Annotated in this window: 15 protein-coding genes and 1 pseudogene; 8 read left to right on the forward strand and 8 right to left on the reverse strand. The window is 70.2% G+C overall.

Annotation, left to right across the window (positions count from 1 at the left end):
• Positions 1–34: 34 nt before the first annotated feature.
• A complete protein-coding gene (locus tag ACQPXM_RS34760) occupies positions 35–1,501 on the reverse strand; it encodes an NCS2 family permease (protein WP_432942014.1) in 1,467 nt (488 codons plus the stop codon).
• A gap of 71 nt (positions 1,502–1,572) precedes the next feature.
• On the opposite strand from ACQPXM_RS34760, the gene ACQPXM_RS34765 reads away from it, so the two are divergent.
• On the forward strand, positions 1,573–1,893 hold the full coding sequence (locus ACQPXM_RS34765; RefSeq protein ID WP_432942017.1) for a DUF2530 domain-containing protein: 321 nt from the start codon (positions 1,573–1,575) through the stop codon (positions 1,891–1,893).
• 295 nt (positions 1,894–2,188) lie between these two features.
• Here the strand turns inward: ACQPXM_RS34765 and ACQPXM_RS34770 are convergent.
• Positions 2,189–2,966: pseudogene (locus ACQPXM_RS34770) on the reverse strand (DUF3027 domain-containing protein); the annotation flags it as partial.
• 570 nt (positions 2,967–3,536) lie between these two features.
• Between ACQPXM_RS34770 and ACQPXM_RS34775 the strand changes: the two are divergent.
• Entirely contained in the window at positions 3,537–5,321 is a 1,785-nt protein-coding gene (locus tag ACQPXM_RS34775) for an MFS transporter (protein WP_432942020.1), read from the forward strand.
• A 367-nt stretch (positions 5,322–5,688) separates the two neighbouring features.
• Here the strand turns inward: ACQPXM_RS34775 and ACQPXM_RS34780 are convergent, their stop codons facing one another.
• Entirely contained in the window at positions 5,689–7,221 is a 1,533-nt protein-coding gene (locus ACQPXM_RS34780) for an MFS transporter (RefSeq protein WP_432942023.1), read from the reverse strand.
• 115 nt (positions 7,222–7,336) lie between these two features.
• Between ACQPXM_RS34780 and ACQPXM_RS34785 the strand changes: the two genes are divergently transcribed.
• Entirely contained in the window at positions 7,337–8,083 is a 747-nt protein-coding gene (locus ACQPXM_RS34785) for a TetR/AcrR family transcriptional regulator (protein ID WP_432942025.1), read from the forward strand.
• A 74-nt stretch (positions 8,084–8,157) separates the two neighbouring features.
• Here ACQPXM_RS34785 and ACQPXM_RS34790 read toward each other — a convergent pair whose 3' ends face one another.
• On the reverse strand, positions 8,158–8,541 hold the full coding sequence (locus ACQPXM_RS34790) for a cold-shock protein (protein WP_077015030.1): 384 nt from the start codon (positions 8,539–8,541) through the stop codon (positions 8,158–8,160).
• Positions 8,542–8,755: 214 nt separating this feature from the next.
• Positions 8,756–10,225, reverse strand: a complete 1,470-nt coding sequence (larE, locus tag ACQPXM_RS34795) for an ATP-dependent sacrificial sulfur transferase LarE (protein ID WP_432942029.1) — start codon at positions 10,223–10,225, stop codon at positions 8,756–8,758.
• Between the two features lie 91 nt (positions 10,226–10,316).
• Here larE and ACQPXM_RS34800 point away from each other — a divergent pair, with 91 nt between their 5' ends.
• On the forward strand, positions 10,317–10,904 hold the full coding sequence (locus tag ACQPXM_RS34800) for a TetR/AcrR family transcriptional regulator (RefSeq protein ID WP_432942032.1): 588 nt from the start codon (positions 10,317–10,319) through the stop codon (positions 10,902–10,904).
• Positions 10,901–11,860, forward strand: coding sequence for a R2-like ligand-binding oxidase (locus ACQPXM_RS34805; RefSeq protein WP_432942035.1), 960 nt, complete (start codon positions 10,901–10,903; stop codon positions 11,858–11,860). The genes ACQPXM_RS34800 and ACQPXM_RS34805 overlap by 4 nt, the downstream gene beginning before the upstream one ends.
• Positions 11,861–11,876: 16 nt before the next feature.
• Here the strand turns inward: ACQPXM_RS34805 and ACQPXM_RS34810 are convergent, their stop codons facing one another.
• Complete coding sequence (locus ACQPXM_RS34810) at positions 11,877–13,061, reverse strand: MFS transporter (protein ID WP_432951144.1); 1,185 nt, start codon at positions 13,059–13,061, stop codon at positions 11,877–11,879.
• A gap of 141 nt (positions 13,062–13,202) precedes the next feature.
• Between ACQPXM_RS34810 and ACQPXM_RS34815 the strand changes: the two genes are divergently transcribed.
• Entirely contained in the window at positions 13,203–14,036 is an 834-nt protein-coding gene (locus tag ACQPXM_RS34815) for a LysR family transcriptional regulator (RefSeq protein ID WP_432951146.1), read from the forward strand.
• 31 nt (positions 14,037–14,067) lie between these two features.
• Here the strand turns inward: ACQPXM_RS34815 and ACQPXM_RS34820 are convergent, their stop codons facing one another.
• Entirely contained in the window at positions 14,068–15,693 is a 1,626-nt protein-coding gene (locus ACQPXM_RS34820; RefSeq protein ID WP_432942038.1) for an AMP-binding protein, read from the reverse strand.
• Between the two features lie 185 nt (positions 15,694–15,878).
• Here ACQPXM_RS34820 and ACQPXM_RS34825 point away from each other — a divergent pair, with 185 nt between their 5' ends.
• On the forward strand, positions 15,879–17,345 hold the full coding sequence (locus tag ACQPXM_RS34825) for a restriction endonuclease (protein WP_432942041.1): 1,467 nt from the start codon (positions 15,879–15,881) through the stop codon (positions 17,343–17,345).
• On the opposite strand, the gene ACQPXM_RS34830 is transcribed toward ACQPXM_RS34825, so the two are convergent.
• On the reverse strand, positions 17,338–18,279 hold the full coding sequence (locus ACQPXM_RS34830; RefSeq protein ID WP_432942044.1) for a DUF6454 family protein: 942 nt from the start codon (positions 18,277–18,279) through the stop codon (positions 17,338–17,340). The genes ACQPXM_RS34825 and ACQPXM_RS34830 overlap by 8 nt on opposite strands.
• Before the next feature lie 115 nt (positions 18,280–18,394).
• On the opposite strand from ACQPXM_RS34830, the gene ACQPXM_RS34835 reads away from it, so the two are divergent.
• On the forward strand, positions 18,395–19,018 hold the full coding sequence (locus ACQPXM_RS34835; protein WP_432942047.1) for an SIMPL domain-containing protein: 624 nt from the start codon (positions 18,395–18,397) through the stop codon (positions 19,016–19,018).
• The last annotated feature ends 15 nt before the right edge of the window (positions 19,019–19,033 follow it).

Consider the following 19,033-nt stretch of genomic DNA (forward strand, 5'->3'; position numbering starts at 1 on the left):
CGGTTCACCGGGCTCGTCGGGTCCCCCGGCGCGGTCAGGTGAGCCAGTCCCCCAGCGGGCCGATCGCGAAGTACACCACGAACAACGCCGACACCACCCACATCAGCGGGTGCACCTGCCGGGCCTTGCCGCGGACCACCTTCAGTAACACGTACGAGACGAACCCGGCGCCGATACCGGCCGTGATCGAGTACGTGAACGGCATCAGGATGATGGTCAGGAAGGCCGGGATCGCCACCTCGATGTCGTCGAAGTCGATGCCCTTCACCTGGGTCATCATCAGGAAACCGACCAGCACCAGGGCCGGCGTCGCCGCCTCGTACGGGACCAGCGTGACCAGGGGCGCGACCACCATCGCGATCAGGAAGCAGATCCCGGTGACCACGCTGGCCAGACCGGTCCGGGCGCCCTCGCCGACACCTGAGGCGGACTCGATGTACGACGTGTTGCTGGAAACGGAGGCGGCCCCACCGGCGGCCGCGGCGACGCTGTCGACGATCAGGATCCGCTGCGCGTTCGGCGGGTTGCCGTCGGCGTCGAGCAGGTTCGCCTCGGCGCCGATCGCGGTCATCGTGCCCATCGTGTCGAAGAAGTCGGCCAGCATCAGCGTGAAGACCAGCAGGATCGCCGACACCACCCCGACCTGCTCGAAGGAACCGAACAGGTTGAACTCGCCGAGCAGATCCAGGTTCGGCTTGCTGAACCAGTTGTCCGGCAACGCCGGCACGCTCAGGCCCCAGCCGCCCGGGTTGTCCGCCGTCCGGGCGCCGACGTCGGTGATCGCCTCGACCACGATCGCCAGCACGGTCGCGACGAGGATGCCGATCAGGATCGCGCCTTTCACCTTGCGCGCGTACAGCGTGACGATCAGCACCAGACCGACCACGAAGATCAGCACCGGCCAGCCACGCAGGCTGCCGCCGATGCCCAGCTCGACCGGCGGACCGGTGGGCGCGGCCGGACGGCGGACGAAGCCGGCGTCGATCACCCCGATGAACGCGATGAACAGGCCGATGCCGACGCTGATCGCGACCTTCAGCTGGCGTGGAACGGCTTCGAAGACCGCTCTGCGGAAGCCGGTCAGGACCAGCAGCAAGATGATGATGCCTTCGAGCACGACCAGGCCCATCGCGTCGGCCCAGGTCATCTTCGAGGCGATCGAGTAGGCCAGGAACGCGTTCAGGCCCAGGCCGGTCGCCAGGGCCAGCGGGAAGTTCGCGACCAGGCCCATCAGGATCGTGATCACGCCCGCGATCAGCGCGGTGGCGACCGCGACCTTGGCGATCGAGGCGGTCGGGTCGGTGCCGCCACCGACGTACTGGCCGGTGCTGTCCTTGACCGTGCCGATGATCAGCGGGTTCAGCACGACGATGTAGGCCATCGTGAAGAACGTGACCAGGCCACCGCGGATCTCCCGGGGCACGGTCGAGCCCCGGTCGGTGATCTTGAAGAAGGAGTCCAGGAAGCCGGGGCGGGAGGCAACAGCCGGGCGCGTGCTCATGACCGCATCGTGCCAGTTCGGGCCGGGCCCGCGCGAGCGATCCCGGCAGCCCGACGCGTTAAGGTGATCACGTGGCAGACGACAAGCCGGCGCCGGTGTCGAAGAAGCGCAACGATCCGACCAGTCAGCTGGCGCGGGGCGAGCTGGTGCACGCCGAGGTCAAGCCACTCGACCTGTCCGGGATCCCGACCGTGATCGCCGGGATCATCGCCTGGGCGCTGGCGTTCGTGGCGGTGCTGATCTTCCACGACGACCTGAAGCGGTCCGGCGACGAGTGGTGGCTGTGGGTCACGGTCGCGGGCTTCGGCCTGGGTTGGATCGGCCTGGCCTACTGCAAACACCGCTGGTCGAGCATCCAGGCCGGCCACGGGACGCCGGCGCACGAGGACTGAGCTGCCCACGCCGGTGAGCCGGTTCGGGTGAGCGAAGTCACCGGACCCGGCTGGAGTCTCAGTCCCGGTCGACGATCTCTTCGGTCGTGCTGGTGACGTCCTCGACCTCGTCGTCCGAGTTGGGCTCGGCATCGGCCACGACGTCGTCGTCCGTGCTCGGCTCGGCGTCGGTGCTCGGCTCGGCGTCGGCGACGACCTCGTCGTCCGAGCTGGGCTCGGCGGCGGCCTCGACCTCGGCCTGGACGGCGTCGGCCTCGGCGATCTCGTCCACCGCCTCGGTCGGCGTCGGGTCCGACGGCATCGCGAGCTCGTCGTACCCGGTGGTGTCGAAGGCGTGCTCGGTCGACGGATGGTCCGGCGCGTCGATCACCACGTCGGAGTGCGCGCCGCAGCCGTAGTCGTAGGCGACGACCCGGCCCTCGCCCGGCGCCATCTCGTTCGCGCAGGCGCCGAAGGCCTGGCCGAGGCTGTCGGCCAGGCGGATCCAGTAGCCGCAGGAGTGGCACTTGAACGGCACGGCCTGCGCGATCGCCGAGCCCGGACCGAAGTCCCCGGCGTACCAGCGTTCGGCCGCGTCCTCCCGGCCGGCCGGCGACAGCACCCGCTCGCGTCCCAGCCCGAGCTCCTCGACAACCGCGAGCACGTCGTCGGGCGCGCCGGTGGTGTCGGTGTAGCCGGGCTCGAGCCGCGGGTCGTCCGGCAGCGTCGGGAACAGGTCGCCCGGCCGCAGGTCACCCGGCTGAACGCGCTCCGACCACGGCACCCACTCGGGCGCCACGATCGCCTCGTCGCCCGGCAGCATCACGACCTCGTTGATCGTGACGGTCTTGGCTCGCGACGCGCGGGTGACCGTCACCGCCCAGCGCCAGCCCTTGTAACCGGGGTGCGTGGAGGCGAAGTAGTGCGTGACCAGCCGCTCGCCCTCGACCAGGTGGCCCAGGTGTTCGCCGACCTGCGCGGCGCCGGCTTCCTCGATCGCGGCGTCGCGGGCAGGTTCCACCGCCGCGACGCAGACGGCGTCGGGCTTGGCGCGGACCGGTTCCGGAGCTTTGACGGGAGTCACAGTCGGTCATTCTCGCACGTCGTACCACACAGATCGAACTGTGCCGCGACTGCGCTTCGTCCCCCGCACAAGGCAGGATGGTCGTATGGAGAGTCCCGACCCCGCGGACCGGGCACGCAACGAGCAGCCGAGACGCCCTGGCCCGGATCCCTCCGCCGGGCCGAGCACCGGCTCGGCTGGTACGCCGGGCGTGGGCGGTAGGGGTTCGCGCGGTTCGGGCTCCGGCGGGACGGGACCGCGCGACGAACGTTCCGGCGGCACGGGGTCGCGCGACGGTGACCCCGGCGGCACGGGATCACGCGGCGCAGGCTCCGGCCGTACTGGATCTCGCAACGCTGACCCCCGCAGTACGGGATCACGCGGCGCAGGCTCGGGCAGTACGGGGTCGCGCGCAGGCTCTGGGGGTACGGGTCGGCGCGGTTCCGGCGGAGCAGAGGCCGGGAAGAAGTCGGCCGGTGAGCGGCTCGGGGCTGCTGGGCAGCGGCTCGGCAGTGCGAGCAAGAAGGTCGGGCACGCGTCGAAGGTCGGGGCCAGCGGGTTCGCGTCGGTCTCGCGGAAGACCGCCGGCGTCACCGGGCGAGTGGGCAAGGCAACCGGGCGGCGGATCCAAGGACTGACCGGCGCGCAGGGCGCCCGCGAGTCCGGACTCTCCCGCCTGATCGAGCTCGGCGCCGTGAACGCCGCCGGCGACACCGCCTTCGCCGTCTCCCTCGCCGGCACCGTCTTCTTCGCCGTACCGAGTGAGCAGGCCCGCGACCGAGTCGCCCTGTTCCTGCTGCTCACCATGGCGCCGTTCGCCTTGATGGCACCGCTGATCGGCCCGATCCTCGACCGCTTCCGCCACGGCCGTCGCTGGGCGATCGGCGCAACCCTCGGCCTGCGCGGCTTCCTCGTCTGGAGCCTCGCCGCGTCGATCCACGACAGCTCGACCTGGCTGTACCCGGCCGCCCTCGGCTGTCTCGTCGCCTCCAAGGCGTACGGCGTGACGCGCGCGTCCGCCGTACCGCGACTGCTGCCGAAGGAGATCACGCTCGTCACCGCGAACTCGCGGATCTCCTTGGCCGGCGTGGCCGGAGCGACGATCGGCGCAGGCATCGCGGGTGCGTTCGCGGCGATCGGGCCGGAGTGGTCGCTGCGGTGGGCCGCGTTGGTCTACACGATCGGCCTGATCCTGGCGATCCGCCTCCCGAGCCGGGTGGACTCGCCCGCCGGTGAGGAGATGACCGGCTCGGCCGGCCGGGCAGCACGCCGGCGCGCGATCACCGCGGCGGTGTCCCGAGGGATCCGGTGCAACCTCGGCCTGCGCTTCGTGTCCGGCTTCCTGACCATGTACCTCGCGTTCCTGCTGCGCGACAAACCGATCGCCGGCCTGGACGGCGCGATCGCGGCCGGCGCCGTGATCGCGGCGGCCGGCATCGGCAACAGCCTGGGAACTCTCACCGGATCGTTGCTCAAGGCAAGAAAACCCGAGATCGTCGTACTCGTCGTGCTGCTCGCCGACGCCGCCGTCGCGGTCGTCGTCGCGATCCTCTACGGCTTCCCGACCCTCATCGTGCTCGGCCTGGTCGCCGGCCTGTGCAGCTCGCTCGGCAAGCTGTCACTGGACGCGATGATCCAGCGCGACGTACCGGAAACCGTCCGCACCTCGGTGTTCGCCCGCTCCGAAACCGTGCTGCAACTGTCCTGGGTGATCGGCGGCGGCTGCGGCATCATCCTCCCCCTGATCCCCCGCCTGGGCTTCGGCTTCCTGGCCGCCGTCCTGCTGGTCGTCATCTTCCTGGTAGTCCGCCACAAACCCGCACCCCAACCCCGTACGCCGACCACCGCCCCACCGGGCCCGCGCACCCCGTCCCCCCATGAGGCAACCCGACCGGTCCGCGGCCCCGGCTCGGACGAGCCCGCCGGAACCCGCGCGGAGGGCACCGCCCGCACGGTGATGACCAGTCCCCAGGACCCGACCCGCATCAGCGACGTCCGAGCCCGAGGCCCACGCACCGAGAACCCCACGCGCTACAACGAGCCCACCGTCGAGCTCCGCCTAGACCCCCACGGCAGGCCCGCACCGCTCGGCGACTCCTCTACTGCCACAGGCGCCCGGGGCACCTCCAGGCCGAGCGGCGACCACATCATCGGACCCTCCCCAGCCGCTGGCCGCTGGTGGAGCGGCCAGCCGGACGACGACGACACCGTCGCCGAGCCCACCACCTGGTCCGAAGAACCAACCGTCGAGCGCACCACCAAGCAACCACCCGCCGACCGCCGCACTCCCCGCACCGACGACCCGTCGAACCGACGCGAGGTGAGGCCCGACGACGAGACCCGAGTCGAGCGGCGCCCCAGCTTCTTCCGCCGCCGCAACCGCTGACAGTCAGTTCCGCACGCCTGGTCCCGCTCGCCGGCGTAAGCATCGGCGCGCATCGACCGATGCCGACCTCCACCACCGACCAAACCCCGGATCAGCCGAACACCAGGCGTGGCCACGGCGGCCGCGTGCAGTTGATCGGTGGTGGATGTCGCGTCTGGACGCATAGACCGTCGGCCCCGACCGACTCGGCTCGACTTGGCGACGCCGGACGTCCACCACTCACCAACACCGGCATCGCACCAAGAAGCAGGCACTTTCACGTCGGCAGCTGACCGGCGGTCGGCGGTTGGTGAGTGGTGGGCGTCCGCGAGATGCGAGGCGCGACGGGGCGAGCAGCAGCAGGCTCGACCGTTCGGCTGATAGCCGTCTAGGCGAGGTCGGCCGGCTGGTGGACGGTATCCGCCGGCTTGGCCGTGCCGCGCAGGGCGGCGGTGATGGTGATTGCGGTGGCGATCAGCAGGGCGGCGCCTACGACAGCGACGATATTGAGGCTGTGGTTGAAGGCGTGACGGGCGGCGACCAGGACGGTCTCGTGGAGTTGGACGGGAAGGTGGGCAGCGGCTGCGGTGGCGGCTGGGAGGCCTTCGCGGGCGGCTGAGGCGATGCCCGCGGGGAGATCAACCGGCAATTGGAGGTCGGCGCGGTAGGCGGCTGTGCCGATGCTGCCTAGGACAGCGATCCCCAGAGCGCCGCCGAATTCGCTGCACGTCTCCATCAAGGCCGAGGCCGAGCCGGCTCGCTCGGGGGCTACCGCGCCGACGACGGCTTCGGTGACCAGGGCCATCACCATCACCAAGCCGGCGGCGAGCAGGCCGGAGCCGAGCAGGAGGACCAACACCCCGGATGCAACCTCGATCTGGGTCAGGACCACGAACCCGCTCGCACCAAGGAGAAACGCACCACCCAGCACATAGGCACGATCCATCCGCGCCGCAAGCACAGTCGACAACGGCGCCGCCCCACCGACCGCGACGGATGGCACCAGCGCCCACAGCGCAGCCTTCAGCGGGCTCATCGCCAAGACCAGCTGCAGGTACTGCGTCATGAAGATCGCATTGCCGACCAGCGCGAGCATCCCGATCGTGTTCGCCGCCAGCGCGCCGCTGAACGCCCGGTTCCGGAACATGCCGAGCTCGACCATCGGGTACGCCGCCGTCCGCTGTCGCCACAGGAACGCAGCCCCGACCAGCAGCCCGGCCACGATCGACGTCACCGCCGGCCCGCCGAAGCCGTGCGCCGCGAGCTCCTTGATCCCCCAGATCACCGGCAGCACCGCGCCCAGCGACAGCACCGACCCAAGCAGATCGAACCGGCCCGCCGCGGGCGCTTTGAATTCCGGCAGCAGTACCGGCGCGATCGCCAGCAGCAGCACCATCGCCGGGGTGTTGACCAGGAACACCGAGCCCCACCAGAAGTGTTCGAGCAGCAGTCCGCCGAGGACGGGGCCGAGTGAGATCCCGCCCAGCATCACCGCGCTCCAGAACGCGATCGCCTTCTGCCGCTGGGCCGCGTCGTGGAACATGTTGCGGATCAGCGCGAGCGTCGACGGCATCAGCGTCGCGCCTCCGAGCCCCAGTACGGCGCGAGCGGCGATCAGCTGCTCCGGCGACTGCGCGTACGCCGCCGCGACCGACGCCAGCCCGAACGCGACGGCGCCGATCAGCAGCAGCCGGCGCCGGCCGATCCGGTCGCCCAGCGCGCCCATCGTGATCAGCAGCCCGGCCAGCACAAAGCCGTAGATGTCGAAGATCCACAGCTGCTCGGTCGCCGAGACGCCGAGATCAGCGCTGATGAACGGCACCGCGAAGTACAGGACCGACACGTCCATCGAGACCAGCAGCAACGGCAGGGCGAGCACCCCCAGGGCGACCCACTCCTTGCGGCCCGCGCGTTCGGTCATGACCCCTCCAGCTCATCTGTGTACGACGCACACTGTGTGCGGCGTACGCAGACCATAGCCGCCATCTGCTTATGTTGTAAACAGATAGACTGCGACCGCCGAGAGGAGATGTGAGATGAGCGAGGTCGAACTGCCGCGCGTGCTGCAGCAGTTGTGGGGACTCGAAGGGCCGGCCCGGCCGGGACCCAAACCGACGTTCCACATCAGCGAGATCGGCGCGGCCGCGGTCCGGCTGGCCGACGCCGGCGGGCTCGGCGCGGTCTCGATGAGCAAGGTCGCGGCCGAGCTGGGCCGGACCACGATGGCGCTCTACCGGTACGTCGACTCCAAGGACGACCTGTACGTCGTGATGCTGGACGAGGCGTTCGGCAGCCCGGCGCCGGTCGACGCGTCGCTCGACTGGCGGGCGCGGATCACCGCGTGGGCCGAGGCGTTCCGCGACGGGCTGGCGCGGCATCCATGGGTGTTGCAGGTGCCGGTGTTCGAGCCGCCGCTGTCACCCAAGCAGCTGGACTGGATGGAAGCGGCGCTGAGCGCGTTCGAGAACACGCCGCTCACACCGAAGGACCAACTGTCGTCGATGCTGCTGGTCAACATCTACGTGCGCGGCACCGCGCAGCTCACGGCCAATCTCCTGACCGGCGACACCGCGATCCTCGAGGCTGCCCGGGAAGCCGACCGGCTGTACGCGCAGCGGCTGGCGATGCTCGCGACGCCGGACCGGTTTCCCAGCATCGCGGCCAACCTCGCCGGCGGCCGGCTCGAGGACTTCGACGCGGACTACACGGCCGACGAGTTCCAGGTCGGACTGGACGTCGTACTCGACGGCATCCAGCAACTCATCGAACGCCGGAAGAGCTGACCCCGCGCCGGCAGCGCATCGGCCGGACTCCGCGCTTCGGGGAAAGAGAGGGAAGCGCGGGCGTCGCACTCCGGCTAGACGTCGAGGCGGTCGGCGACTCCTCGCAGCACCGTGGCGACCTGGCGGGCGGCCTTGCCGTCGGGGTGGCGGCCGCGACGGTAGCCCTCGCCGAGGTTGTCGAGCAGCTTGATCAGGTCCTCGACGACCAGCGCCATCTCCTCCGGCTTCGGCCGCATCGCCTTGGCCACCGACGGCGGCGGGTCGATCAGCCGGACCTGCAGCGCCTGCTCACCCTTGCGGCCCTCGACCACGCCGAACTCGACCTTCTGCCCCGGCTTCAGGCTGGTCACTCCGGCCGGCAAGGCCTCGGCGCGCACGTAAACGTCCCCGCCCTCCTCCTTGCTGAGGAAGCCGAACCCCTTCTCGGAGTCATACCACTTGACCTTGCCAACAGGCACGGGAACCTCTTCGAGTGTCATCGACGGAACAGGACGGAAAGGGTGACCGGACAGGCTGCCCGGGCCGGCTACCCAGCGTACGTGAACCGGATGCGCCGCGCCTCTGGGAAACTATCTGATCGCACAGTCATTCCGCACTCCCCGGTCTCGTATTTCCGGGTCCCGACTGCTGCGACCGGGTCGCCGATGGAACGCTCCCCGACACCGGACCGCGTCAGCGATACTTTTCGGGCTCCTTGAGCCGCTCGTTCATCGAGCCGGACCGGAAGCCGCGGGGGTCGACGGCGGCCGCGGTGAAGCCCTCGGCGCGGACCAGCTCGACCAGTGCGCCGCTGTCGACCGTGCCGAGCAGGCCCGCGTCGATCTCGATGCTCGCGGACTCGCCGAGATCGCGGACCCGCACGTTCTGCACCCCGTACGGCGCCAGGTGCGCGCGGACCGCCTGCTCGGCGCGGTCGACCCGGGCCAGCAGGTTCGGCGTGATCCGGATGCCGTAGGCGATCCGGCTGGACAAGCACGCGGCGGCCGGCTTGTCCGACGTCTCCAGCCCCCAGCTGCGCGACGCCTCGCGGATCTGCGCCTTGGTCAGCCGGGCGTCGCGCAACGGCGTGATCGCCCCGCGCTCGAACGCGGCGCGGATCCCCGGCCGGAACCCGGCGATCGCGTCGTCGGCATTCGTCCCGGTCGCGATCGCAGCGATGCCGAACTCGTCCGCGATCGGCTGCAGCGTCTCGACCAGCTCGGCCTTGCAGAAGTAGCACCGGTCGCCGGCGTTGGCCTGGTAGCCCTCGCGGTCCATCTCGTGCGTGTGCGGCGTGACGTGCCGGACGCCGAGCCCGTCGGCGAACCGAGCCGCCGGCTCCAGCTCCGCGACCGGCAGGCTCGGGCTGACCGCCGTCGCCGCGACCACGTTCGCCGGACCGATCGCCCGCGCCGCGGCCGCCAGCAGGAACGCCGAGTCGGCACCACCGCTGAACGCGACCACCAGACTCGGGTACGACGCCAGTCGCGCCATCAGCGCCTCGAGCCGCTGCTCCAGCACGTACGCGTCCAGCCAGGCCGGGAACTCCGTCAGGTCGTTCAGTACGACGTCAGCGCCGTACGCGCGCAACTCGTCGGCGGTGAACGGTCCGGTCGCCACGCTCACCGCGACGGCACCGGCGGCCCGCGCGCCGTCGATGTCCGCGGTGTGGTCGCCGACGTAGATCATCGCCTGGTGCTCGCGCAGCGCGATGCCCTTCTCGGCGCCGTGCAGGTCACCGATCGGCTCGTCCACGTCGAGGCCGAGGTGGTCGAGGTGCAGCTTCACGCTCGGGGTGTACTTCGCCGAAACGACCACGGTCCGCCCGCGCAGCGCCCGGATCGCGGCCAGCGACTCGGCCACCCCCGGCAGCGGCAGGCTTCCGGTGATCGCGTGCTCCGGGTAGTGCTCGCGGTAGCGGTCAACCATCGCGTCGATCTGCTCCTCGGGGAACCAGTTCGCCATCTCCCAGCGCAGCGGCGGCCCGAGCCGGCTGACCACGAGGTCGGTGTCGATCGGCACCCCGGTCTCGGCGACCAGCAGGTCCCAGACCGCCTGGATGCCCGGCCGGGAGTCGATCAGCGTCATGTCGAGGTCGAACCCGACGACGAGTTCGGGGACGTCGGTGACGGTGGGACTGGGCTGGGTCTCGGCGGTTGACACGTCCCCAACCTTACTCGGTCGACGCTTGACATTTGCCGAGATCTCATCCAGATCCTTGACACTGCCATCAGATTTGTAAACCCTGGTCGGCATGGACTCCTTCGCCGAGCGGACCAAGCGCCGGTTGCACGACGAGCTGCTCGACGCGGCGTACGAGCTCCTGGTGTCCGGCGGCTACGACGGCCTGAAGATGGCCGACGTCGGCCGCCGGGTCGGGGTGTCCCGGCAGACCGTCTACAACGAGTTCAAGGACCGCTGGGGGCTGCTCGAAGCGGTGGCGGCCCGGGAGACCGAGCAGTTCCTGGTCGACGTGAACGCCGCACTCGCCGAACACGACGACCCGATCGACGGATTGCGGGCCGCGGTCGAGCGGGCGCTGACGCTGGCGGCGGACAACCCGCTGGTGAAGGCGGCGCTCGGGCAACCCGGTTCGGACCAAGCCAGTCAGCTGCTGACCACTCGGGGACAGCAGGTGCTCGAGCTGAGTCATCAGCGGCTCGACGCCCACGTCCGGCAGCACTGGCCCGACGTACCGGCCGAGGACGCGACCACCTGCGTGGACATCGCGTTGCGCGTCGTCCTGAGTCACATCGTGAATCCCGGCGCCGCGCCCGCGGTCGTCGCCGTCCAGGTGGCCCAGGTGCTGGGCCCGTTCCTCAGCAGCAGGAGGCAGGCATGACCACGACCGCGAATCCCCTGCACCGCAAGGGTTTCAACTCACTGCGCGAGGGCGGCTTCCACTGGGACGCGCTGCCGCTGCGCTTGTTCGACAAGGGCAACCGCAAGTTCTGGAATCCGCGCGACATCGACTTCAGCCGCGACGCCGAGGACTGGCAGCGGCTGACGCCGAACGAGAAGGACAACGCGATGATGCTGTGCGCGCAGTTCATCGCGGGCGAGGAGGCGGTCACCGAGGACCTGCAGCCGTTCCTGCAGGCGATGGCCGCGGAGGGGCGCTTCGGCGACGAGATGTACCTGACCCAGTTCTGTTTCGAGGAGGCCAAGCACACCGCGGTGTTCCGGCTCTGGCTGGACGCGGTCGGCGTCACCGAGGACCTGCACCGGTACGTCGAGCACAACCCGGGCTACCGGGCGATCTTCTACGAGGCCCTGCCGGTCGCACTCAAGTCGCTGGCCGACGACCCGTCGCCGGCCAATCAGGTGCGGGCTTCGGTCACCTACAACCACGTCGTGGAAGGAACGCTGGCGCTGACCGGTTACCACGCCTGGAACCTGCTCTGCACCGGGCGCGGAATCCTGCCCGGCATGCAGGAACTCATCCGCCGGATCGGTGACGACGAACGCCGGCACATGGCGTGGGGCACGTTCACCTGCCGCCGGCACGTCGCCGCCGACGCGTCCAACTGGAAGGTCGTCACCGACACGATGGAGGAGTTGCTCCCGCACGCGCTCGTCCAGATCCAGTGGGCGCTGGAGAACTCCCCCGAACTGCCGCCCGAGATCGACCCCACCGCCCTGATGACGTACGCCGGCGACCGCGCCACCCGTCGCCTCGGCGCGATCGAGTCCGCCCTCGGCGCGGACGTGGCCGGCATCGACCTCGACTACTCCCCCGAGAAGCTCGAGGACGACTTCGGCGCCGAGGACTCCGCCGCCCTGGCCGCCGTCCGCTGAACGCAGCGTCCGTGCGCTATGGCCTCGGGTTCTTCGGACGCTGAACGAGCAGTACGGCGAAGGCGGTGAGGGCCAGCAGTCCTGTCACCCAGGGGACCGCGGTCGTGCCCCAGTGGTCGACGATTCGGCCGCCGGTGAGGGCGCCCAGGGCGATGGCGGCGTTGAAGACTCCGACCAGGAGGGCCGACGCGGGCTCCGGCGTACTGGGTGCCGCCGCGAGGGTCCAGGCCTGGGTGGTGACGCTGACGCCGCCGTACCCGAAGCCCCAGATCACCAGCAGGACAAGGGCTCCCGGGACGGTGGTGCCGAGCAGCGGGAGGGCGAGCACGGACGATGCGACCAGCGCGGCGATCAGGCCGAGCATGCGGCTGGAGGACTTCACCGAGCCCGCGACGAAGTTTCCCGTGACGCCGGCGACGCCGTACGCGAGCAGGAGCGTGCCGATCAGCGACGGACCGATGCCCGCGAAGTGCTCGAGCATCGGCCGCACATAGGTGTACGCCGAGAAGTGGGCCGTGACCAGCAGCGCGACCAGGAGCAGACCGACGCGGACCTGCCGGAGCTCGAGGGCCGCCGCCACATCGGCCAGGCGGACCGGCGCCGACGCGGGCAGTCGCGGGAGGAGCAGCGCGAGAGCGACCGCCAGTACGACGGACAGCAGGCCGATCGACGCGAAGGCCCAGCGCCACCCGACCAGCTCACCGACGTACGTGCCGGCGGGGATGCCGAGGACCGAGGCGACACCGATGCCGCTGAAGATCAGTGCGGTCGCCGGGCCGGCGGAGTCCGGCGGGACCAGCCGCGGAGCCAGTCCTACGGTCAGCAGCCAGACGCCGCCCATCGAGATGCCGGTGAGGATCCGGGCGACGACCAGGACGCCGAAGTTGGGCGACCAGGCCGCCAGCAGACTGGCCGCGGCGAGCACGATCATCAGCGCGACCAGGACGGTCCGGCGGTCGAGCTTGCCGAGCAGCAGCGGCAGGACCGGCGCCGAGACGGCCGCGACCAGGCCGGTGACGGTCAGGCTGAGCCCGGCCGTACCCTCGCTGACGCCGAGCGCCGCGCCCATCGGCGTCAGCAGGCCGACGGGCAGCATCTCGGCGGTGACCACCGTGAAGATCGTGACGGCCATCGTGATCGCGGCCGCCCAGCCCTGGGTCGTGGTGCGCGGTGGCGTCGCGTCGAGGCAGGTGCTTGTCATGGTTCCAGCCAACCGCCGGCCACTCGACGGGAACAACGACGATGTGCTCATCCTTGGATTAGCCGTACTCATCGATTCACGGAGGTCGTCATCAGCCTGGAGATCCGCGAGCTGGAGTGCTTCCTCGTCCTGGCCGAGGAACTGCACTTCGGCCGTACCGCCGAGCGGCTCTACCTGACCCAGAGCAGGGTGAGTCAACTGCTGCGTGCGCTCGAACACCGGATCGGCGGGCGACTGGTCGAGCGGACGAGTCGCCGGGTGTCGCTGACGCCGCTGGGGCAGGAGTTCCTGGAGTCGCTGCGGCCGGCGTACGTGGCGCTGGAGCGGGTGGTCACGAGCACTCAGCAGAAGGCGGCGGGCAGCAGTGGGCAGCTGCGAATCGGCTTCCAGGGAACGGCGAACGACCAGATCCTCGCGGCGGTCGGCGGCTTCCAGGAGCAGCATCCAGGCATCCTGGTCGAGGTGATGGAGCTACCGCTGAACGATCCGTTCAGCGCGCTGCGGCGAGGTGACGTCGACGCGGCGGTCGTTCTGCTGCCCGTGGCCGAGGACGATCTGGTGCTCGGACCGGTCTTCTCCGAGCAGCCGCCGACCTTGACCGTCTCGGTCAAGCACCCACTCGCCGACCGGTCGACCCTGGACGTCGAGGAGCTGGCCGGCAGCGTGCTGATCTCGGTCGCGCCGCCGGCACCGGGCTACTGGCGTCAGGTGCAGGCTCCCACCCAGACGCCGTCCGGCGCGCTGATCCACCGAGGGCCTGAGGTCCGCACGCTGCAGGAAGGCCTGTCGATGATCGCAGCCAACCGCGGCGGCATGCTGCTGTGCCGGCCGACCGCCGAGCTGAACCAGCGCGCCGACCTCGTGCACGTCCCGGTCACCGGGCTGCCGGACTCGGCGCTCGGGCTGGTCTGGCGACGCGGCGAGGACACACTGTGGCTGAGGACGTTCGCGAGCGCGCTGGTGGACCAGCGGTAACACGATTTGTCGACTTGTCGCCGAGCGAGGATCAGTGGGTGAGTCCCAACAGTTCGACGGACTTCTCCCGCATCTCGACCTTGCGGATCTTGCCGGTGACCGTCATCGGGAAGTCGTCGACCAGGAGGACGTAACGCGGGATCTTGTAGTGGGCGAGCTTGCCGGTGGCGAACTCCTTGAGCTGCGCGGCGTCGAGCGGGGCGGCGCCGTCCTTCAGCTTGATCCAGGCGCACAGCTCCTCGCCGTACTTGGGATCGGGTACGCCGATCACCTGGACGTCGGCGATGTCGGGATGGGTGTAGAGGAACTCCTCGATCTCGCGGGGGTACACGTTCTCGCCGCCGCGGATGACCATGTCCTTGATCCGGCCGACGATGTTCACGTAGCCGTCGTCGCGCATCACCGCGAGGTCGCCGGTGTGCATCCAGCGGGCCCGGTCGATCGCGTCGGACGTCTTCTCGGGGTCGTCCCAGTAGCCGAGCATCACCGAATAGCCGCGGGTGCACAGCTCGCCGGGTTCACCCCGCGGGACGACGAGGCCGGTCGCCGGGTCGACCAGCTTCACCTCGACGTGCGGCATCACCTGGCCGACGGTCGACGTCCGCCGGTCGAGGTCGTCGTCGCGCCGGGTCTGGGTCGACACCGGTGAGGTCTCGGTCATGCCGTAGCAGATCGCGACCTCGGCCATGTGCATGTCGGCGACGCAGCGCTTCATCACCTCGATCGGGCAGGGCGACCCGGCCATCACGCCGGTGCGCAGGCTGGTCAGGTCGTAGTCGGCGAAGTCCGGCAGTCCGAGCTCGGCGATGAACATCGTCGGTACGCCGTACAGGCCGGTGCAGCGTTCGTCCTGAACCGCGCGCAGCGTCGCGGCGGGGTCGAAGGCCGGCGCCGGAATCACCATGCAGGCGCCGTGGGTGGTGCAGCCGAGATTGGCCATCACCATGCCGAAGCAGTGGTAGAAGGGCACCGGGATACAGAGCCGGTCGTCCGCGGTGAAGCCGATCAGCTCGGTGACGAAGTAGCCGTTGTTGAGGATGTTGTGGTGCGAAAGCGTTGCCCCCTTAGGGAAACCGGTCGTGCCCGACGTGTACTGGATGTTGATCGGGTCGTCGAAGCTCAGTTCGGCCTCGCGTTCGGCGAGCTGCTCGTCGGTGATCACACTCGCCGCCTCGACCACGGCGTCCCAGTCGTCCGTGCCGATGTAGACCGTCTCCTCCAGCGCCGGGCAGTCGCGGCGCACCTGGTCGACCATCGCCCGGTAGTCACTGGTCTTGAACTCGGTCGCCGAGATCAGCAGCCGCACACCGGACTGGTTCAGCGCGTAGGCCAGCTCGTGCGTCCGGTACGCCGGGTTGATGTTCACCAGGATCGCGCCGATCGTCGCGGTCGCGTACTGGCTGATCGTCCACTCCGCGCAGTTCGGCGCCCAGATGCCGACCCGGTCGCCCTTGCCGATTCCGCGCGCCAGCAGGCCTTTCGCGAACGTGTCGACCGCGGCGCCGAACTCGGTGTACGTCCAGCGCCGGCCGGTGGCGACCTCGACCAGCGCCTCCTGCTCGCCGTACGTCGTGACTGTGCGGCGCAGATTCGCGCCGATCGTTTCCCCGAGCAACGGAACGTCGGACACCCCGGACGCGTAGGAAGGCAGGCTCATTTCCACATCGTGACCCGCCGGTAGCGCACCGACAACCCCCGCGGCCTGTCGGACCGGATGCGAACGGTTGTTCGAGTGCAGGCGAACAGGGTGTGGACGGCAAGCAATGTCATGACCAACTCTGCGTCACCGCCGGTCGCTCAGCGTGAACTTCCGCCTACGCTGGACCGGAGAGGTGTGAGGCCATGGGCTGGTCGGTGGATCGACATGCCCGCAGCGAGCGTCCGCCCGGACGTACGGCCGAGGCGGCGCAGCGGACCGCTGCGGTTCGCGAGCATGTCCGTTTGCTGGAGAGCGTGCTCGCCGCGGCGCTGGCCGAGGACATCCGGGCGACCGATCTGCAGACACTGAAGCGGGCCCCGCGCCGGGCTCCACCGGCGGTCGCGGCGGCAGACCTGCAGCCGCATCCCGGGCCGGTCTGGGCGGCGTTCCTGCCCGGTCCACCGGGCCCGTTCGCGCGCTGGGTCGGCGGGAACCGGCGCTACGCCCGGCGGTTGCGCGACGCCGAGGACAGGTTCGCCGAGGCGATCGAGCGGCACCGGCTGGCCGAGGAGGCGCGGCAGCTGCGAGTCGCCAGAGCCGTCCGGGAGCAGGCGGACCAGCAGCGCCGGCTCGACGAGGCCACGGCCGAGCAGCACGCCCGGGTCGACGAGTACGAGCGCTGTGTGCGCGCCAAGGACCGGCAGGCGGTCAGCCGGTACTTCCAGAAGGCGCTGGACCGGACACCGGAGCCACTGGACTTTCCCCGCCGCCGCAAGGCCGGGTACGTGCCGGAGTCGACGCTGCTGGCGCTGGAGTGGGACCTGCCGGACGTCGGCGTGATCCCGGCCGCGGCTGCCTACCGCTACGACGAGGCGTCCGATGCCGTGTACGCCGTACCGCGGCCGGAGAAGGAGGTCCGGCTGCTCTACCAGCAGCTCGTCGCGCAGTGCGCGCTGCGGGCGCTGCACCTGGTCTTCGCCCATGACCGGTACGGCGTGGTGGACACCGTGGTCTTCAACGGGATGGTCGAGGCCGTCGACGCGGCCACCGGCCGGACGGTCCGGCCGTGCCTGATCACCTTGCGGGCAACGCGTGAGCAGTTCACCGCGCTGGTGCTCGACCAGCTCGATCCGGTCGCTTGCGTCCGGCACTACTTCGGCGCGGAGGTCTCCCGGCATCCGGAGGAGCTGCAACCGGTGGAGCCCGTACTGGACTTCGACCTGACCGACCCGCGCACGGTGGAACCCGCCGACGTGGTCAGCGAGCTCGACACCCGGCCGAACCTGCTGGACCTCAGCCCGGAGGAGTTCGAGCACCTGGTGCAAAACCTGCTGACCCGGATGGGGCTGGAGACCCGGCTGTTCCGCAGCGGCAACGACGGCGGGATCGACTGCGTCGCCTACGACCCCCGGCCGATCACCGGCGGCAAGTTCGTCGTACAGGCGAAGCTCTACACGCGGACCGTGCCGCCCAGCGCCGTACGGGACCTGTTCGGCACCGTGGTCGACGCCGGGGCGACGAAGGGGATCCTGATCACCACCAGTGGGTTCGGGCCTTCCAGCTACCAGTTCGCGAACGGCAAACCGCTGCAGCTGATCGACGGGACCGGGCTGCTCGCGCTGTGCCACCAGCACGACATCCCGGCCCGCATCGTGCCCCGCGCTAGCTGATCGGCGACTCGTACACGGTCAGCTCGGTGCCGTTGACCTCTTCGCCGTCGTCGGGCGCGGTGAACAGGCGCAGCTTCTTGCCGTCGACCTCCAGCGCCACCGGGTTGCGGGTCGCGCTGTGCCCGGCCGAGGAGAACGCGGGGAACGGGATCTCGTGCAGGATCCGGTTGCCGTCCTTCAGGTCGAGCAGGGCCAGTCCGCCGAGTTCGTAGCCGCCGCCGGTCGCTGTCGGCAGGCCGGTGACTCCACCGCAGAGCTGCTTGCTCCTGCTGACGTAGTCGCAGTCCTGGTAGTCGAGCAGGTGGCTCGCGTTCGGCTGAGCGTCCAGCTGCTTCCCGGAGGCGGTCCACTCGTACAGGGTCCGCGAGCCCCAGCTGACCCCGTGCACCAAGCCGGTACGCCGGTCGCGCACGACACCACCGACGTGGTCCCGGACCCGGAACTGCTCGCTGACCCGGTAGGTCTTCGGGTCCACCTTGTAGACGATCGCCTTGCTGTTCGGCCGGTACTCCGCGACCGGCACCCAGACGTTCTCGCCGTCGAAGTCGATGCCACCCGGGTGGTAGACGGTGCTCTCACCGAGCCGGATGTCCTTCTTCAGCCGGCCCAGGCGGTCCAGCACGAGCAGGTGCCCGACGCCCTTGCCCGGGCTGCGGTCGTAGCCGTCGACGGGCTGCGGGTAGCGCACCGGCGCCTCCAGTACCTCCACGCTGGACAGGTAGATCAGGTCACCGACCAGCGCGAAGCCCTGAGGGTGGTACGTCGGGAACTTCAGCGGGATCTTCGCCACCTGCGTCCACGGCGTACTGCGGGTGGTCGCCGCGAAGGCTCTGGCGACCTGGTCGTCGCGTCCGCCCGCCTCCGCCCCGGCGGTGGTCAGTCCGGCGAGCAGTGCGCCCGCCATGGCGGTGGCGAGCAAGGTCTTCCTGCGCATGGTGGTCTCCCTGGCGGTCTGGTGGTTCCGGGCAGCCTGCGCCCACCCGGCGACGTCGAGGTCGCCACCAGCTGACCAGACGCTGTGCGCCGGGTGAAGTGTCAGACTGGCGCGCATGGACTCTGGGATCACTGTCACCGGGACCGGTCAGGCCACCGCGCCGGCCGATCTGCTGCGGCTCACGCTCAGCGTCGGGCAGGACGCGCCCGACGTGGCCGACGCCGTCGCACGGGTCGCCGAGCGGACTGCGGCCGTGATGGCCGCGCTGCTGGCCGAAGGTGTCGCCGCGAGCGACGTCGCGACCAGCTCCGTGTCGGTGCACCCGCAGTACGGCGAGTCGATGACCGTGACGGGCTACCGGGCGTCGCACTCGATGGCGGTGACCACCCGCGACCTGACCGGCTTCGGCCGGCTGCTGAACGCGGCCGTCGCCGCGGTGGGCAACAGCCTGGGGCTGGACTTCCTGCAGTTCGACGTGGAGGACAAGGCAGCGCTGGTGGACAAGGCGCGGAAGCTGGCGTTCACCCAGGCGCGGCAGAAGGCGGAGCAGCTGGCCGAGCTGACCGGTCAGTCGATCGGTGGGATCGCGGCGGTCAGCGAGACGCAGGGCTACGTGCCGCTGCGGGAGATGTCGGCCAAGGCCGCCAGTACCGGCGGTGGCTTCGCCGCGGACCTTGGTGTCACCCCCGGCGAGCAGACCGTCGACGTGACGCTCGAGGTGCGCTGGAACTGGGCCTGACCGGTCCCGAACCAG

This window comes from Kribbella sp. CA-253562 (genome assembly GCF_050942265.1).
Lineage (GTDB): Bacteria > Actinomycetota > Actinomycetes > Propionibacteriales > Kribbellaceae > Kribbella.

Bases quoted from the DNA above. Each gene is read 5' to 3' on its own strand.
- ACQPXM_RS34760 (WP_432942014.1), bottom strand. From the start codon at position 1,501: ATGAGCACGCGCCCGGCTGTTGCCTCCCGCCCCGGCTTCCTGGACTCC.
- ACQPXM_RS34780 (WP_432942023.1), bottom strand. From the start codon at position 7,221: ATGACCGAACGCGCGGGCCGCAAGGAGTGGGTCGCCCTGGGGGTGCTC.
- ACQPXM_RS34785 (WP_432942025.1), top strand. From the start codon at position 7,337: ATGAGCGAGGTCGAACTGCCGCGCGTGCTGCAGCAGTTGTGGGGACTC.
- ACQPXM_RS34800 (WP_432942032.1), top strand. From the start codon at position 10,317: ATGGACTCCTTCGCCGAGCGGACCAAGCGCCGGTTGCACGACGAGCTG.
- ACQPXM_RS34805 (WP_432942035.1), top strand. From the start codon at position 10,901: ATGACCACGACCGCGAATCCCCTGCACCGCAAGGGTTTCAACTCACTG.
- ACQPXM_RS34810 (WP_432951144.1), bottom strand. From the start codon at position 13,061: ATGACAAGCACCTGCCTCGACGCGACGCCACCGCGCACCACGACCCAG.
- ACQPXM_RS34820 (WP_432942038.1), bottom strand. From the start codon at position 15,693: ATGAGCCTGCCTTCCTACGCGTCCGGGGTGTCCGACGTTCCGTTGCTC.
- ACQPXM_RS34825 (WP_432942041.1), top strand. From the start codon at position 15,879: ATGGGCTGGTCGGTGGATCGACATGCCCGCAGCGAGCGTCCGCCCGGA.
- ACQPXM_RS34830 (WP_432942044.1), bottom strand. From the start codon at position 18,279: ATGCGCAGGAAGACCTTGCTCGCCACCGCCATGGCGGGCGCACTGCTC.
- ACQPXM_RS34835 (WP_432942047.1), top strand. From the start codon at position 18,395: ATGGACTCTGGGATCACTGTCACCGGGACCGGTCAGGCCACCGCGCCG.